This is a genomic window from Acidovorax sp. BoFeN1, assembly GCF_003345135.1.
In the GTDB taxonomy this organism is placed as follows: Bacteria; Pseudomonadota; Gammaproteobacteria; order Burkholderiales; family Burkholderiaceae_C; genus Acidovorax; species Acidovorax defluvii.
Map to the genome: position 1 here is coordinate 1 of NZ_QOZT01000010.1, position 16747 is coordinate 16747.

General features: G+C 64.8%; 12 protein-coding genes and 1 pseudogene. 5 read left to right on the forward strand and 8 right to left on the reverse strand.

Annotation, left to right across the window (positions count from 1 at the left end; all coding sequences use genetic code 11):
• From DTW89_RS03990 to DTW89_RS04005, 4 genes are all read left to right on the forward strand, one after another.
• Window positions 1-1104 (forward strand): NAD(P)/FAD-dependent oxidoreductase (locus DTW89_RS03990; RefSeq protein WP_114654980.1); only part of this gene is annotated, 1104 nt, incomplete at its 5' end.
• Window positions 1101-2108, forward strand: coding sequence for a tRNA glutamyl-Q(34) synthetase GluQRS (gluQRS, locus tag DTW89_RS03995; RefSeq protein ID WP_114654981.1), 1008 nt, complete (start codon window positions 1101-1103; stop codon window positions 2106-2108). The genes DTW89_RS03990 and gluQRS, both read left to right, overlap by 4 nt.
• A complete protein-coding gene (gene trmB, locus DTW89_RS04000) occupies window positions 2066-2872 on the forward strand; it encodes a tRNA (guanosine(46)-N7)-methyltransferase TrmB (RefSeq protein ID WP_114654982.1) in 807 nt (268 codons plus the stop codon). The genes gluQRS and trmB overlap by 43 nt, the downstream gene beginning before the upstream one ends.
• Window positions 2873-2929: 57 nt before the next feature.
• Window positions 2930-3982: a GGDEF domain-containing protein gene (locus DTW89_RS04005; protein WP_114654983.1), complete on the forward strand. Its 1053-nt coding sequence runs from the start codon at window positions 2930-2932 to the stop codon at window positions 3980-3982.
• Window positions 3983-4155: 173 nt separating this feature from the next.
• On the opposite strand, the gene alaS is transcribed toward DTW89_RS04005, so the two are convergent.
• A complete protein-coding gene (gene alaS, locus DTW89_RS04010; protein ID WP_114654984.1) occupies window positions 4156-6780 on the reverse strand; it encodes an alanine--tRNA ligase in 2625 nt (874 codons plus the stop codon).
• Window positions 6781-6989: 209 nt separating this feature from the next.
• Here alaS and DTW89_RS04015 point away from each other — a divergent pair, with 209 nt between their 5' ends.
• Window positions 6990-8480, forward strand: a complete 1491-nt coding sequence (locus tag DTW89_RS04015) for an NAD-dependent succinate-semialdehyde dehydrogenase (RefSeq protein ID WP_114655031.1) — start codon at window positions 6990-6992, stop codon at window positions 8478-8480.
• Window positions 8481-8939: 459 nt separating this feature from the next.
• Here DTW89_RS04015 and DTW89_RS04020 read toward each other — a convergent pair whose 3' ends face one another.
• The 7 genes and pseudogenes from DTW89_RS04020 to ftsH form a co-directional block, all read right to left on the reverse strand.
• Window positions 8940-9848 (reverse strand): LysR family transcriptional regulator, encoded by a 909-nt coding sequence (locus DTW89_RS04020; RefSeq protein WP_114655032.1) that lies wholly within the window; start codon window positions 9846-9848, stop codon window positions 8940-8942.
• 232 nt (window positions 9849-10080) lie between these two features.
• Entirely contained in the window at window positions 10081-11232 is a 1152-nt protein-coding gene (locus DTW89_RS04025; protein WP_114654985.1) for a S1C family serine protease, read from the reverse strand.
• Window positions 11233-11256: 24 nt separating this feature from the next.
• Window positions 11257-12221 (reverse strand): annotated as a pseudogene (locus DTW89_RS04030) (zinc metalloprotease HtpX).
• The gene (gene psiE-GI, locus DTW89_RS04035; RefSeq protein WP_114654987.1) at window positions 12199-12696 is read right to left on the reverse strand and encodes a heat resistance protein PsiE-GI; all 498 of its coding nucleotides are present in this window, start codon (window positions 12694-12696) and stop codon (window positions 12199-12201) included. The pseudogene DTW89_RS04030 and the gene psiE-GI overlap by 23 nt, the downstream one beginning before the upstream one ends.
• Window positions 12693-14408, reverse strand: a complete 1716-nt coding sequence (gene kefB-GI / locus DTW89_RS04040; RefSeq protein ID WP_114654988.1) for a heat resistance system K+/H+ antiporter KefB-GI — start codon at window positions 14406-14408, stop codon at window positions 12693-12695. Before kefB-GI ends, psiE-GI begins: the two co-directional genes overlap by 4 nt.
• 3 nt (window positions 14409-14411) lie before the next feature.
• Window positions 14412-14852 (reverse strand): heat resistance system thioredoxin Trx-GI, encoded by a 441-nt coding sequence (gene trx-GI / locus DTW89_RS04045; RefSeq protein ID WP_114654989.1) that lies wholly within the window; start codon window positions 14850-14852, stop codon window positions 14412-14414.
• A complete protein-coding gene (gene ftsH / locus DTW89_RS04050; protein ID WP_114654990.1) occupies window positions 14849-16729 on the reverse strand; it encodes an ATP-dependent zinc metalloprotease FtsH in 1881 nt (626 codons plus the stop codon). Before ftsH ends, trx-GI begins: the two co-directional genes overlap by 4 nt.
• Window positions 16730-16747 lie beyond the last annotated feature (18 nt).

The following is a 16747-nucleotide window of genomic DNA, read 5'->3' on the forward strand; positions in this document are numbered from 1 at the left end:
CGCCCCGGCACCCCGGCAGCAGCACCCGCCCAGCGCCAGTCCGGCAAGGCAGCAAAGACCGGCAAGACACCACGCCATTTCGCCATCATTGGTGCAGGCATGGCCGGCGTGGTGTGCGCGCGCACGCTGGTGCAGGCAGGCCATCAGGTCACCGTTTTTGAAAAATCGTCCAAGGCCGGTGGTCGAACCACCACCATCGACTCCCCCTTTGGCAGCTTTGATGCGGGTGCGCAATATTTCACCGTACGCGACCCGCGCTTTGCCCAGGCCATCGACACCGTTCCCGGCGTGTGCCGGCCCTGGAGCGCCAACGCCGTGCGCGTGCTCGACGCGGCTGGCCGCGTGGCGGCCGCGGGCCTACCCACGCGCGAACCCCACTGGGTGGCCAGCCCGGGCATGAACGCCCTTGTCACCACCTGGGCCGCCCCCTTGCTGCAGGCAGGCCAGCTCATCACCGACACCCGCGTGAGCAGCATTGAACGCGACCCCCTCAATGGCACCCACTGGCAAGTGCGCACCGAAGGCCAGGGCGGTGCACAGCATGTCTATGCCGGTTTCGACGCGGTGCTGCTGGCCCAGCCCGCCACGCCCGCCCAGGCACTGCTGGCGGTGTCGGGGCTGGACACCCCGCTGAACGCCGCCCTGTCGCGCGTGACCACTGCGCCCTGCTGGACACTCATGCTTGCCTACCCGCAGGCCGTGCGCCCGGACCTGACCACCCTTGGCCCCCAGTGGAACGCGGCACGCAGCACCCACCACCGCATTTCGTGGCTGGCACGCGAGTCGTCCAAACCCGGCCGCACCACCGTCGAACGCTGGACGGTGCAAGCCAGCCCGGCCTGGTCGGCAGAACACCTTGAAGACGACGCGGATCGCGTGCAATCCAAGCTGCTGAAGGCGTTTTCCGAGGTCACCGGCATTCGGGCGCAACCCGCCCATGCCGACACGCGCCGCTGGCGCTATGCCCAGACCACGCAGCCCCTGGGGCAAAGCCATCTGTGGGACGCCAGCCTGGCCTTGGGCGCCTGCGGCGACTGGTGCCTGGGCCACCGCCTGGAAGACGCCTTTGTGTCCGGCCTGGAGATGGCACTCGCCGTGGCATGACGCGCGGCGAAGGGGCCCAACGGGAGGCCACCACCTACCAGGGCCGCTTCGCCCCCTCGCCCACCGGCCCGCTGCATGCAGGCTCGCTGGTGGCGGCGCTGGCCAGCTGGCTGGATGCGCGGGCCTGGGAAGTTGGCCACAGCGGGCGCGGCGGGCGCTGGCTGGTGCGCATCGAAGACGTGGACACACCGCGCTGCGTTCCTGGCGCGGCCGATGTCATCTTGCAGCAGCTGGCCACCTGCGGCTTGCTGCCCGACGCACCGCCGGTGTGGCAATCCGCACGCGGCGCCCTTTACCAGCAGGCACTGGACCAGCTCATTGCGCAGGGCCATGCCTACCCCTGCGCCTGCTCGCGCAAAGACATCGAAGACGCCCACGCGGCGCAAGGCCATGACCGCACACGCCATGCCACCTTGCCCTACCCCGGCACCTGCCGCCACGGCCTGCGCGGGCGGCCCGCACGATCCTGGCGGTTCAACACCACGGACTTCAAGCCAAAACACCCTCTAGCGCTTATAGATAAAGCGCAAGCAGCTACATTTTCAATAGCAGATGGCACAGTGCGTTGGGTAGACCGCCGCCTCGGCCCCCAGGCGCAGCATGTGGCCAGCGCGGTGGGCGACTTTGTGCTGCGCCGCGCAGACGGCCTGTGGGCCTACCAGCTGGCCGTGGTGGTGGACGATGCGGCCCAGCACATCACCCACGTGGTGCGCGGCGAAGACCTGGCCGACAACACACCCCGCCAGATCCTGCTGCAGCAGGCACTGGGTGTGGCGACCCCCAGCTACCTGCACACCCCGCTGGTCTGTGGCGCCAATGGCGAAAAGCTCTCCAAACAAAACGGCGCCACAGCGCTCGATCTTCACGCCCCCTTGCAGGCACTGGGCGACGCCGCCCGGGTACTCGGCCTTCCATCGGTCGAAGAGATTCACAAAAATACGCTACCTGAGGCCCTGGAGATATGGGTCAACGCCTGGGCGCGAACCTACAATGGCCCACCGTGACCGAACCGATCATTTCTCCAGCCCCCGAGCACGCTGCAGCCGCCTCACCCGCTGCCGCCCGCTCCCCCGACGGCACACCGCCTCCTGGCGTGGCCTACCCCAAAACCATCAAGAGCTTTGTGCGCCGTGCAGGGCGCACCACCACGGGCCAGGCCAAAGCCTTTGAAGACCTGGGCCCCCGCTTTGTGCTGCCCTATGCAGCCGCCCCGCTCGACGCGGCCGCCGCCTTTGGCCGCAGCGCGCCGCTGGTACTCGAAATCGGCTTTGGCATGGGCGAGGCCACAGCCCACATCGCCAGGGTGCGCCCCGACGACAATTTCCTGTGCTGCGAGGTGCATGAGCCCGGCGTGGGCGCGCTGCTCAAGCGCATTGGCGAGCAAGGCCTGACCAATATCCGCATCCTGCAGCATGACGCTGTCGAGGTGATCGACAACATGCTGCCGTCCGCTTGCCTGGACGGCATTCACATCTTCTTTCCCGACCCGTGGCACAAGAAGAAGCACAACAAGCGCCGCCTCATCCAGGCGCCCCTTGTTGCCAAGCTGGCCGAGCGCCTCAAGCCCGGCGGCTATTTGCACTGCGCCACCGACTGGCAACCCTATGCCGATCAGATGCTGCAGGTGCTGGGCGCAGAACCCATGCTCGCCAACACCGCCGAAGGCTTTGCTCCGCAACCCGATTACCGTCCCCTGACCAAATTTGAAAACCGTGGCCTGCGACTGGGGCACGGCGTCTGGGACGTAGTTTTCGTGCGACGCAACTGAGCTCCCGACAGGCTTTCGCTCACTCCCGCTCACCTCTACCAGCGCCGCAGCTCCTTCATGAAGCCCATCTTGCAAAACCTGGTCGAAATGACCGGCCACCGAGACCATTTGCGCCTTGAGGTGTCCGTGCTCTCAACCCTGCAAAAGCTCAGTGCCACCACCGAAGTGCGAGCCCTCGAAGTGTTCACCGACGACGGCGCCACCCACGTGCGCCCGCGCACCTGGGTGCAGGATGGGGACCTGGTCTCCACCGACTCGGAAGCCGCCAGCGACCCGCAACGCGAGCCCCTGAACAGTTACCCGGCCCTGTGCCAGTGCATCGAAAAACGCGAAATCCGGGCCACGGCCAGCATGGACAAGGGGCGCTACACGCTGTGGTTGCCCGTGTGGATGCACGACAAGGTCAGCACCTGCCTCGAGATCACGCAGTCGCGCCCCTTTTCCGCCCACAAGCTCGATGTGATCCAGGGCATTTTTCACGTTTACCAGAACTACCAAAGCCTGCTGGACTACAGCGAACGCGACGCCCTCACGGGGTTGCTCAACCGCAAGACCTTTGACGAGCAGTTTTCCCGCAGCACCGCCGATAGCCTGGCCCGCCGCGTGCGCCCGGCCACAACGGGCCTGGCGGTTGACGAAGAAGCATCGTGCTGCGAACCCCCTGTCGAGCAATGGCTGGCCGTGGTGGACGTGGACCATTTCAAGCAAGTCAACGACCGCTTTGGCCATCTGTATGGCGACGAGGTGCTGATCCTGATTGCCAACATCCTGCGCAGCTCCTTTCGCAGCCACGACCGCATCTTCCGCTTTGGCGGCGAAGAGTTTGTGGTGCTGCTGCGCGCCACCAGCCTGGCCACGGCCCACAAGGTGTTCAACCGCTTTCGCCTTGCCGTGCAGGAATACCCGTTTCCCCAGGTGGGCCAGGTGACCGTGAGCCTGGGCTTTGTCAGCACATCCAGGGGCGCGCCGGTAGAGATCCTGGGTCAGGCCGACCAGGCGCTCTATTACGCCAAGGAAAACGGCCGCAACCAGGTCTGCTTTTACGATGAGCTCATCGCCAGCGGCCAGCTGAAAACCAAGGTGGCCAACGAGGATGTGGAGCTGTTTTGAGAACCTGGTGAAGACCTGCGCACGCGCATCGATCCGGCGGATGGCTTTCTAGACCAGCAGCCGCTCGATGGCACCCAGGTCCACCGCATCGCATTGGGCGGCAGGCAAATAGCGCTGGGCAAAGTGCCACCACCCCCCTTTTTTTGACGATCAGCGGGCATGGCCGCTGACCGTTACACCTGCTGGGTCACCCAGCCGACCACCGAGGCCAGGGCCGCAGGCAGCTTGGACGCATCGGTTCCACCGGCCATGGCCATGTCCGGCTTGCCGCCGCCTTTGCCGCCGACTTGCTGGGCGACAAAGTTCACCAGTTCGCCCGCCTTGAGCTTGCCCACGCTGTCGGCTGTGACGCCTGCGGCGATCTGCACCTTGTCGCCATCCACGGCAGCCAGCACGATGGCGGCGGTCTTGAGCTTGTCCTTGAGCTTGTCCATGGTGTCGCGCAGGGTCTTGGCGTCCGCACCGGGCAGCACCACGGCCAGCACCTTCATGCCTTTGACATCCACCGCCTGCGTCAACAACTCATCGCCCTGGGCGGACGCCAGCTTGCCCTTGAGCGCAGCGACTTCCTTCTCCAGCGTGCGGGCGTTCTCCAGCGCCTGGGCAATGCGGGCGTTCAGCTCGGCCACGGGCGACTTGAGGGAGCCAGCGGCCTGGTTGACGGTGTCTTCCAGCGTCTGCAGGTAGGCCAGCGCGTTGGCGCCGGTCACCGCCTCGATGCGGCGCACACCGGCGGCCACACCGCCCTCGCCCACCACCTTGAACAGGCCGATGTCGCCCGTGCGGTGCACGTGCGTGCCGCCGCACAGCTCGCGGCTGGTGCCGATGTCGAGCACGCGCACGGTTTCGCCGTACTTTTCGCCAAACAGCATCATGGCGCCGGTCTTCTGGGCGGATTCAATGTCCATCACACGCGCATCGGTGGCGGTGTTGGCCAGAATTTCCTCGTTCACGCGGCGTTCAATCTCGCGGATCTCGGCATCGGTGACGGGAGCGTTGTGCGCAAAGTCAAAGCGCGTGCGGTCGGCGTTGACCAGGCTACCCTTTTGCTGCACGTGGCTGCCCAGCACTTCGCGCAGGGCCTTGTGCATGAGGTGGGTGACCGAGTGGTTGCGCATGGTGGCGGCGCGCACAGCCGTGTTCACCTGCGCCTGCACCGTGTCGCCCACGTTCAGCGTGCCTTCTTCCAAAGTGCCGTGGTGGCCAAACACATCGGCCTTGATCTTGAGGGTGTCGCCCACCGCAAAGCGGGCCGAGCCGCTGGTGATGACTCCCTCGTCACCCACCTGGCCGCCGCTCTCGGCATAAAACGGGGTCGTGTCGAGCACCACCACACCGGTTTGACCTGCTTTAAGGGCTGCGGCGCTTGTCCCGTCAACGTAAATTGCTACGATTTTTGCAGTCTCGGCAAGGTTTTCGTAGCCCGTGAACTGGTTGGCCACGCCGGTGTACTCCAGCGCCTTGTCCATCTTGAACTTGCCTGCAGCGCGGGCTTGTGCCTTCTGCTTTTCCATGGCGGTTTTGAAGCCCGCCTCGTCCACCTCGACGTCGCGCTCGCGGCACACATCGTTGGTCAGGTCCAGCGGGAAGCCGTAGGTATCGTGCAGCTTGAAGGCCACCTCACCGGGCAACACCTTGGCACCGCCGTCCAGGGTTGCGTCCAGAATTTCCATGCCGTTGGCCAGCGTTTCAAAGAAGCGCTCTTCTTCGGTCTTGAGCACGTCGGTGATGCGCTGCTCCTGCTCGCGCAGCGATGGGTAGGCATCGCCCATCAGGCGCACCAGGTCGGCCACCAGCTTGTGGAAGAACGGCGTCTTCTTGCCCAGCTTGTAACCGTGGCGGATGGCGCGGCGCACGATGCGCCGTTGCACGTAGCCACGGCCTTCGTTGCTGGGGATCACGCCATCGCTCACCAAAAACGCGGTAGCGCGGATGTGGTCGGCAATCACGCGCAGGCTCTTGTTGTCCAGGTCGGCAACGCCGGTTTCGCGGGCTGCGGCCTTGATGAGCTGGTCGAAGATGTCGATTTCGTAGTTGCTGTGCACATGCTGCAGGATGGCGGCCAGGCGCTCCAGGCCCATGCCGGTGTCCACGCACGGTGCGGGCAGCGGCGTGACGGCGCCGGTTTCGTCCATGTTGAACTGCATGAACACGTTGTTCCAGATCTCGATGAAACGGTCGCCGTCTTCATCAGGGCTGCCTGGGGGGCCGCCGGCAATGTGGTCGCCGTGGTCGTAGAAGATTTCGCTGCACGGGCCGCAAGGGCCGGTGTCGGCCATCATCCAGAAGTTGTCGCTCTTGTAACGGCCGCCCTTGTTGTCGCCAATGCGGATCACGCGCTCGGGCGGCAGGCCGATTTCCTTGGTCCAGATGTCGTAGGCCTCGTCGTCTTCCTGGTACACGGTGGCCAGCAGGCGCTCGGGGGGCAGCTTGTAGACCTCGGTCAGCAGCTCCCACGCCCATTTCAGCGACTCGCGCTTGAAATAGTCACCAAAGCTCCAGTTGCCCAGCATCTCGAAGAAGGTGTGGTGGCGCGCGGTGTAGCCCACGTTTTCCAGGTCGTTGTGCTTGCCACCGGCACGCAGGCAGGCCTGCACCGAAACGGCGCGGTTGTAAGGGCGCTTGTCGGTGCCCAGAAACACGTCCTTGAATTGCACCATGCCCGAGTTGGTGAACATCAGCGTCGGGTCGTTGCCCGGCACCAGCGGGCTGGAGGCCACGATGGTGTGGCCTTTGGAGGCGAAGAAGTCCAGAAAGGACTTGCGGATGTCGGCAACAGTAAAAGTTGGAGTGCTCATGGTGTGTACGTTGGGTTGTGCACGGGGCGATGCCGCACAGGGTTGGCACGCGTGGGCCAACCGGCGATTATAAGTTTGCAACCTTGTCACCATCGGCGCAGCCACTGGGCTGTGAACAGGCTATTCTTTTGCCTCGTTTGTGCCTGCTTGCCAGCATTTCTGCACCAGCCACCCCGTTCACCCCTCAACTCACCCGGATGCCCACGGCCATGTCCTCTTCGCCTCTTACACAGCTCAAAGACCCGACCCTGCTCAAGACCGACGCGCTCATCAACGGGCAATGGGTGGCCGGTGCCAGCCGCTTTGATGTGCACGACCCCGCCACCGGCACCAAGCTGGCCGACGTCGCCAACCTGGGACCAGCAGACGCCGAGGCGGCCATTGCCGCCGCCAACGCCGCCTGGCCGGCCTGGCGCACCAAAACCGCCAAGGAGCGCAGCATCATCCTGCGCAAGTGGTACGACCTGCTCATGGCCAACCAGGACGATCTGGGCCGCATCATGACCGCCGAGCAGGGCAAGCCGCTGCCAGAGGCCAAGGGCGAAGTGGCCTACGGCGCCAGCTTTGTGGAATGGTTTGCGGAAGAAGCCAAGCGCGTCAATGGCGAGACGCTGCCCCAGTTCGACAACAACCGGCGCCTTTTGGTCCTGAAGCAGCCCATCGGCGTGTGCGCAGCGATCACGCCCTGGAATTTCCCGCTGGCCATGATCACCCGCAAGGTCGCCCCGGCGCTGGCCGCCGGTTGCCCGGTGGTCATCAAGCCCGCAGAGCTGACGCCGCTCACTGCCCTGGCCGCCGCCGAACTGGCGGTGCGCGCGGGCATTCCGGCGGGCGTGCTCAACATCCTCTCGGCCGATGCCGCCAACTCCATTGCCATCGGCAAGGTGCTGTGCGCCAGCGACGTGGTGCGCCACATCAGCTTCACCGGCAGCACCGAGGTGGGCCGCATCCTGATGGCGCAGTCGGCCCCCACGGTCAAGAAAATGTCGCTCGAACTCGGCGGCAACGCTCCCTTCATCGTGTTTGACGATGCCGACATCGACAGCGCCGTGGAAGGCGCCTTTGCCAGCAAGTACCGCAACGCCGGGCAGACCTGCGTGTGCTCCAACCGCTTTTATGTGCAGGAAGGCGTGTACGACGAATTCGTGGCCAAATTTGCCGCCAAGGTCAAAACCGCCAAGGTGGGCAACGGCTTTGAGGACGGCGTGAACCAGGGCCCGCTGATCGAGGAGGCCGCACTGGAGAAGGTGCAGCGCCATGTGGATGACGCGGTGGCCAAGGGCGGTGTGGTGGTGGCGGGCGGCAAACGCCTGCAAAGCATGGGCTCGGGCCAGTTCTTTGAGCCCACGGTGGTAGCCAACGCCACGCCCGACATGCTGTGCGCACGCGAAGAAACCTTCGGCCCGTTTGCCCCGGTGTTCCGCTTCAAGACCGAGCAGGAGGCCATTGCTGCGGCCAACAACACCGAGTTCGGGCTGGCGAGCTACTTCTACAGCCGCGACGTGGGCCGCATCTTCCGCGTGGGCGAGGCGCTCGAATACGGCATGGTGGGCATCAACGTGGGCATTCTGGCCACCGAGCATGTGCCCTTTGGCGGCGTCAAACAGTCGGGCCTGGGCCGCGAGGGCTCGCACCACGGCATGGACGACTACGTCGAGATCAAGTATCTGTGCCTAGGGGATATCCAGGAAAAGCAATGAACAATCGTACGTCAACTGCTATTATTTTAATAGCTACTAACGCTTTATGGTAAAGCGCTAGAGGCCAAAAATACCTAAAACCATGGAGAGCACCACCCCTGCGTGAAACGGGGCGTTGGTGCCTTGCGCTCCGCCCGCCCCCGAACAACAGCCCGGCTGCAATGGCGCAAAGGAGCGCAAACATGCCGCCTCCCGCGCAACGCACGCGGGGCAAACCAGAACAACAAGAGGAAAGAGGCTGAATGCGTTCAGCCAGAGGCTGAAGCGGTGACTGGAGCGGGTGATGGGAACATCATCGTGTTCCCAACTCGTTGATTGATAACGAGTTTTCCGCACTCGGCGAACCGAGATGGACATAATTATGGACTGAAAAACCACGCTTGGTCAACGCGCGCTCCGAGCAAGTCCAGTGCGAGCCATGGACAGCCAGCAGTAGCCAATGTACCCGAGCGCTCAACGTCACGAGGCCGGTTCATCTCCCTTTGGCAGGAACTCCTCGCGGGCGCGCTGCAGAAACCGCTTCATGGGCTCAGAGGCTTCGGCGCTGCGGCGCAGCAGGTAGGTGGACAGCATGGGCGGCGTGCCGGCCAAGGGGCGAACGGTTATGTCGGGGCGGTTCAGGGTCTGCACCTGCGAGGCAATGGCGAAACCTAGGCCATAACCGGCACCGACCAGAGTCAGCATCACGCCTAGGCTCGTCACCTGATCTACCAGCTTGAGCGGCTTGGACGCACCTTGAAGCACCGCCTGGATCTGGTGGTGGCAGCCCGATCCCGCGTCCGGATGGCACAGTACCAACGGAAACTTCAAGGCTTCATCCAATGGCACTTCCGCGTGCGCCAACAAGGGGTGGCGCACGGGCACGATCACCGACAGAGGATCGGTCCACACGGGCTCGGCGACAAGGCCTTCGCTCACCGCGTCCGACAGCGCAAAACCGATGTCCAGCAGATCGTTGTGCAGGCCCTTGAGCTGCTGCGCGAAAGGCAGCTCGAAGACGCGAATCTCCAGTTCGGGCTCTTCCTCGCGGCTGCGCGCCATCAAGGTGGCAATGTGGGGCTGCGCCAAGCTGTCGCAGATGGCGATGCGCAGATAACCCTGATAGCCCTGCGCCGCCGCCTTTGCGGCACTCACCGCCTGCTCCACGGTGGCCAGCACGCGCCGGCACTCACCGAGGAACACTTGACCGGCCCAGGTCAGTCGCGTCTGGTGCGCGCTGCGGTCGAACAACTGCACGCCGAGCGTGGCTTCGAGATTTCGCATTGCGCGCGACACAGGCGATTGTTCTACGCCAAGGCGCTCGGCCGCTCGCGCGAAATGCAGTTCTTCCGCGACCGCAACGAAGTAGCGCAGTAGTCTGAGTTCCAATGCGGCCTCCTGTTTGCCTCGTTCCTGGCCTGCGTCCACCTCATGCGGATTGCGCCTCGCTTTCTCCTTCGATGATTGGCAAGAGGTTCCGGCGTTGCATGCTTGCCTATTCGGATAGGCAGATCGCATCCGAAAATTACGGAGGTTGAGGCGGAACGCTACCTGGCCGAAGACCTGAGAACCTCAATCGCCGCGACGCTGCACTACCGCCTGATCCACAGGTTCAGTTCAATCAATTCCCGGGTTGCAGCTCCACACGCACCTCGCGCGATTTGCCGGCCCGCTCCACTGACAAGACCACCACATCGCCGACCTTCCTGTCGTCTAGCCGCGCGAGCAGCTTGGCCACATCGTCCGTCGCCTGGCCATCAACATCGATGATGCGGTCGCCCGGCACGATGCCTTGCGGCGTGACTTCGACACCCGCGAGGCCGGCCTTGTGCGCTGCCGAACCAGGGGTAACACGCAACACGAACACGCCCTTGCTTCCAGTCAGCGCCAGCAGGCGCTGATTGAGCTGTTCGTCCACCTCAATGCCCAGCGCCGGACGGATGTACTTACCGGTCTTGATGAGTTGCGGGACTACGCGCATGACGGTGTCCACCGGCACGGCGAAACCAATCCCGGCCGAGGCGCCGGAGGGGCTATAGATCGCCGTGTTGATGCCGATGAGCCTTCCTGCCGAATCGAGCAGCGGCCCACCGGAGTTGCCAGGGTTGATGGCGGCGTCGGTCTGGATCAGGTGATCGATGGCCGGGCCGCCCGCTTCTCCGGGTAACGAGCGGTCGAGCGCGGAGACGATGCCGGTGGTGAGCGTCCAGTCCAGGCCGAAGGGGTTGCCGATAGCGAACACCTTCTGACCCACCTTGAGGTCGGCACTGGTGCCGACCGGCACGGCCGGCGGGCGCTTGAAACCGACGCCGATCTTGAGCACAGCGATGTCGTGCGCGGGGCTCGTCCCCACCAGTGCGGCCTGGTAGTCGCGGCCATCGGCGAGTTTGACCGTGGCTTCAGAAGCACCCTGGATGACGTGGAAGTTGGTGACGACGTGGCCGGCATCGTCCCAGACAAAGCCCGAACCGGTGCCGCGCGGCATGGAAAAGACATTGCGAGTCCAGACGTCGCGCACCAGCTGCGCAGTGGTGATGTAGACCACCGAAGCGCGCGATTCTTCGAACAGTTCGATGGTGGCTTTCTCGTCCGCCGCCAGATCGCCACGCGCGGTCACGGTGCGATCTGCCGCCTCGCGCGGACTGAACCAGGCCTCGATGGCGGGCAGGAACTGCCACAGCAGCATGAGCGTGGCAATACAGGCGGTGATGAAGAGCCAGCGCCGGATGAAGGGGTCCGGTGCGGGGCGTGGGTACGGGTCGGGGTAGGCCATGAGAAGTCTCCTGTTGATAGGCAATCAGCGCCACAGCCCGCTCGGGTGCCAGCGCGGCGGGCGCGGCGTCACAGCGGATTCCGGCAAGAAATGGGCGCGTGGAGTGGCAACGCTGATGCTGGCCCAGGCGCCAACGTCAGTAGGCGTGAGATGCGTTCTTGCGTGGCCGGATGCGTGCGCAAGCAGGAGGGCTCGGGATCACCCCATCCCGGCCACAACCAGGCACGCCAGGAGCGGCTGACCCGCTCGATTTTCGCCAGCGCGGACGCCAGCCCCTGCGGGTCGCCCGTCAGTTCCGCAGCGAGGCGGTCAGCGTCGAACTCACGCACGCGAGACAAGCCGAGCTGTGCGAGCAGGGCCAGCTGAGGCGATGCGGCCAATAACAATAAACCAGGCCAATAGACCTCCGCCGCGCCAACCAGCAGCGCGGGCAGGCTCAGCAGGATCGCGACTTGTCCCATGAGGGCCAGTAGGCTCGTGAAGCGACTGACGGAATCCGCCAGCCCCATGACGCGCAGATCCTCACTGGCGATGTGCGCGATCTCGTGCGCGAGCACACCCGCCAGCTCGCGTGGGCTCAGGCTGCGCAGCAGGCCATCGGTGAGGGCGATCGATGCCTCCTGCTTCGATCCGGTGGCGAAGGCGTTGACGACGGCACTGGGCACGTAGTGCGGCACCGGCGTTGCGGGCAAACCGGCACGGACGGACAGCTCGTGCAACAGGGCCCAAATTTCCGGGGCTTCGTGTGGGTGCAGCGCCCGGGCGCGGTATAGGCGCAAGGTCAAGGCGGATGCGGCTGCCGGTTCCAGCAGCAGCGTGCCTGCAACGGCAAACAGCGCGAGCCACAGGTCGCTTTCCCCAAACGGCAGTCTCCCTGCTGCGGCTGCGATCCCGACCAGGGTCAGGACCAACAGTCCGGTCTGCAGGCGGTTGAGCCAGCGGTGTTGCAACAACGCCGCGCGCGGGTCACTGGGATGATGACGGGTCATGCTCAGATGTCTCGGCGGCGCGGTCGTCGCGCTCGCGCAGCAGCCAGTAAGTGGCACCAAGCGCCAGCGTGGCGCCTGCCAGCGCGGCTATCTTTGCGGGGCTCGCCTCGGGGTCAAGGATCACGAACTTGCGCGCCAGCGCGATCAGACCGATGAGGATCACGGTCTTGACCTGGATGTTGCTGTCCCGACGCAGCGCCACGCGAACAATGGAATGCTTGAACTCCATCGCGATCAAGAGCGTCATGATCATGCCGAACACACTCTGGAATACCTTGTGATCCAGGGGATTGAAGGCATCGAGAACCAGCAGCGTGAAGACGATGGAGATGAGCTGGAACAGCGACACCACGATGATGACGGCAATCACCGCCGACAGCACGAGCGCGACGACCTGCTCGAAGCGCTCGTAAAAACTCATGATGGCCCATTGGTCACGGAAGACCTGAAATGGGTTAAGGCGTGTTGATTTCATGACGATGAACTCCCTGGAAAACGGCTGCTGTCGAGACGGCGGCGCATTGCGCTGATGTGTCCTTCAATCAGCTCGGTCGACATGCCAAGCGTCGACATCACCTGTTCCGCCAGCCCAATAGCTGCGGCAAAGGATTGATGGTACACGCGCACGTTGGGCATGGCGCGAAATGCATCGGCCGCGGTCGTACTTCTGCATGAAACCCACAAGGTCAGCGCCGGACGGCGCTCGGCAATCGCCTGGGCGATGCGCAACGCTTGCTGGGCATGGGCGAACGTCAGCACCACCATGTGCGCATGCGTCAAGCCGGCAGCCAGCAAGGTATCGGGCCGACTGGCATCGCCATGGAACACCGGCGCGCCGGCGGCACGCGCGGCCTCGACCTTCTGCGCGTCCGCCTCCAGCAGCAGATGCGCCACGCCGGCGTGGCGAAGAATCTCGCTGACTGTCAGGCCAAGCTCGCCCGCGCCGCAAACGATGACATGGTCTCGATATCGCGCCGTCTGCGCGGCGATCTCGACTTCTTCAGCCTGGGGTGGCTGAATGACGCCGCCGGTGCGGCTCAAGAACCGGGCAAGTACATCGTGATGGCGGATCAGTAGCGGTGCCAAGGCCATGCTGAGCACCAGCGCGACCAGCATGGGTTGTACGACGGTCGCGGGAATCAGATGCTGCTGCAAGACCATGCCCAACAACAGCAGGGCGAACTCGCCGCCATGCCCCAACGCTATGCCCGTGCGCCAGGCATCGAGGGCGGACAGGCGCGTCGCCCGCAAGGCCAGGGTGTTGAGCCCGATCTTGACCGGTACCAGCACTGCCAGCCACGCCAACACCGTCAGCGGTGCCGAAAGAATCTGTGCTCCGTCCAGTTGCAGGCCGATGGTCACGAAGAACACGCCCGACAACACATCGCGAAACGGCCTGAGGTGGCTTTCCATGTGGTGCCGGAAGTCGCTCTCGCCCAGCACCATCCCGGCGAGGAAGGCCCCTAGGGCGGCGGATACGCCGACCGCGTGCGCAGCGGCGGCGGCAGCCACCACCACGCACAAGGAGACGAGCACGAACGCTTCCTCATGACCTTGGCGAGCCACCCAGCCCAGCAGGCCATGCAACAGACGGCGCGAAGCAACCGCCGCTGCTGCGAACAACACCAGCACGCCCAACACTTCGAGCAGCATGCTCTCGACCTTCGGCGACTCGCCGCGCGCCCAGATCGCCAGCAAGGCCAACAGGGGCACGCTGGCCAGATCCTGAAAGACCAGCACGGCGATGGCGCTGCGGCCATGGCGTGTGGTGAGTTCACCCTGGTCGGCCAACTGCCGGCTGACCAGCGCCGTGGAAGACATGGCCGCCGCAGCGCCGAGCAGCGCAGCGCTCTGAGCTGGCTGCCCCAACCCCATCAGCATCAGGGTCAGAGGTGCGGCCACAACGGCCATCTGCAAACTGCCAGCCACCAGTACGGTCTTGCGAGTGAGCCAAAAGTGCCCGAGGGAGAATTCCAGTCCGACCATGAACAGCAGTAGCGCCACTCCCAGCTCGGACAGAAAATCAAGCGCTTCTCCCGGCGCGATCACGCCGGTGACTGAGGGGCCCAGTAAGGCGCCGACGGCGAGGTAACCCAGCAAGGCGGGCACTCTGAGCGCAGCCGTCACCACAGCCGCCAGACTGCACGCCGCCAGCAGACTCAGCGTAACGCCCAGCAGGCCCTGCATCGGTCAGCGCCCAAGCTGTGCCGATACCCAGCGCACGATGTCCTGCACGCCCATGGCGCCGGCCTGACGGGCGATCTCACGTCCCCCCTGGAACAGGGCGAGTGTCGGAATGCTGCGGATACCGAACTGCGCGGCCAGGTGGGGCTCAGCCTCGGTATTCACCTTGGCCAGCCTGACCCTGGGTTCGAGCTGGCGCGCCGCTTGCTGGAACTGCGGGGCCATCATCTTGCACGGCCCGCACCAAGGTGCCCAGAAATCGACCAACAGCGGCAAATCGCTGCGCTCCACGTGGCGCGAGAACGTCGCCGTGGTCAACTCGATGGGTTCGCCCGTGAACAAGGGCTGCTGGCAGCGGCCGCAGTTGGGATGTTCCGCGAGCTTGGCGGCCGGCACGCGGTTGATGGACTGGCAGTGCGGACAAACGAGGTGAAGGTGTTCGCTCATGGTGTGGCCCCTTGGGGTGTAGGGAGTGAGGTTTCGGGCTGGAGGGGCTCCGACGCGCGGGATTCGGACTGCAAGCCCTGCGTCAGTTGGCGGATGTCGTTCTCGTCGAGCGTTTCCCGCGCCAGCAGTTCGCGCGCACAACGCTCCAGCACCGCGCGGTTGGTGTCGAGGATCCGGTAGGCGCGCTCGAACACGCCCATCACGATGTCGCGGATGGCCTGATCGATGCGCGCCTGGGTCGATTCGGCCACCCGGCAGCCGCCGTGGGCCAGTTCCGGTGTATCGAGAAACCGAGGCCGATGCGCCTCGAAAGCGATGTAGCCCAGCCCCTCGTCCATGCCGAAGCGGGTGATCATGTCGCGGGCAATATCGGTGGCTCGCGCGAGATCATCGGCGGCCCCAGTGGACACCTCACCGAACACCAGCTTTTCGGCGGCACGCCCGCCCAGCAACACGGCAATCTTGTGTTCCAGGTCGGCGCGCGTCATCAGGAAGCGGTCTTCGGTGGGGCGCTGCAGCGTGTAGCCCAGCGCGCCGATGCCGCGCGGGATGATTGAGATCTTGTGCACGGGGTCGGTGCCGGGCAGCGCCAGCGCCACCAGCGCATGGCCCATCTCGTGATAGGCCACGGTTTCCCGCTCCTTGGGATTGAGTACTCGGTTCTTCTTCTCCAGGCCCGCCACGATGCGCTCGATGGCGGCGGTGAAATCCTGCAACTCCACGGCGGACGCTTTGCGCCGGGTCGCGGCCAGCGCGGCCTCGTTGACCAGGTTCGCGAGGTCTGCACCCGAAAAGCCCGTGGTCAGCGCAGCCACCTGTTCGAGATCGATATCCTGAGCCAGCGTCACCTTCTTGACGTGGACTTTCAGGATGTCCAGCCGTCCCTTCTTGTCGGGCCGGTCCACCAGCACCTGGCGGTCGAAGCGGCCGGCGCGCAGCAGCGCCTGGTCGAGGATTTCGGGGCGGTTGGTGGCGGCGAGGATGATCAGCCCCACCGAGCTGTCGAAGCCGTCCATCTCGGTGAGCAGCTGGTTGAGCGTCTGCTCACGCTCGTCGTGGCCGCCGATGGGCCCGCCGACGCCGCGTGCACGGCCCAGCGCGTCGAGTTCATCGATGAAGATGATGGCCGGCGCCTGCCCGCGCGCCTGCTCGAACAGGTCGCGCACGCGCGCCGCGCCCACGCCGACAAACATCTCGACGAACTCCGAGCCGGAGATAGAGAAGAACGGTACCCCGGCCTCGCCCGCCACGGCCTTGGCCAGCAGGGTCTTGCCCGTGCCGGGCGGGCCAACCAGCAACACACCTTTCGGGATGCGCGCGCCGAGGCGGCCGTAATCCTGCGGGTTCTTCAGGAAGTCGACGATTTCGACCAGCTCGGCCTTGGCCTCATCGACACCAGCGACATCGGCAAAGGTCACGCCAGTGTTCTTCTCCATGAATACCTTGGCACGGCTCTTGCCGATGCTCAGGAAGCCGCCCATGCCCTGCTTCTCGGCGAAGCGGCGGAACAGGAAGAACCAGACGCCGAAGAAGGCCACCGCCGGCAGAATCCAGGAGAGCACATCACGTAGCCAGGTGCTTTCCACCACCCGCGCGTAAGGCACGTCGTACTTGGACAGCCGCTCGGCCAGGTCGGGTTCGACGCGAGTGGCCACGATGGTGGTCTTGCCCCGGCTGTCCGGCGATTTCAGGCGCCCGGTGACCGTGCGGTCCGACACCAGCACTTCGGCGACGCGCCCCTCGGCCAGCGCCTTCTCGAATTCGCTGTAGGGCACGGGCTCGACGGTCTTGGCCGCCTGCCAGTAGTTCTGCAGCGTCAGCAGCAACAGGCCGGCGACGATCCAGTAGCCAATGTTCCATTGATCTTTCTTTTCCATGGGCAATGTTCCTCGCAA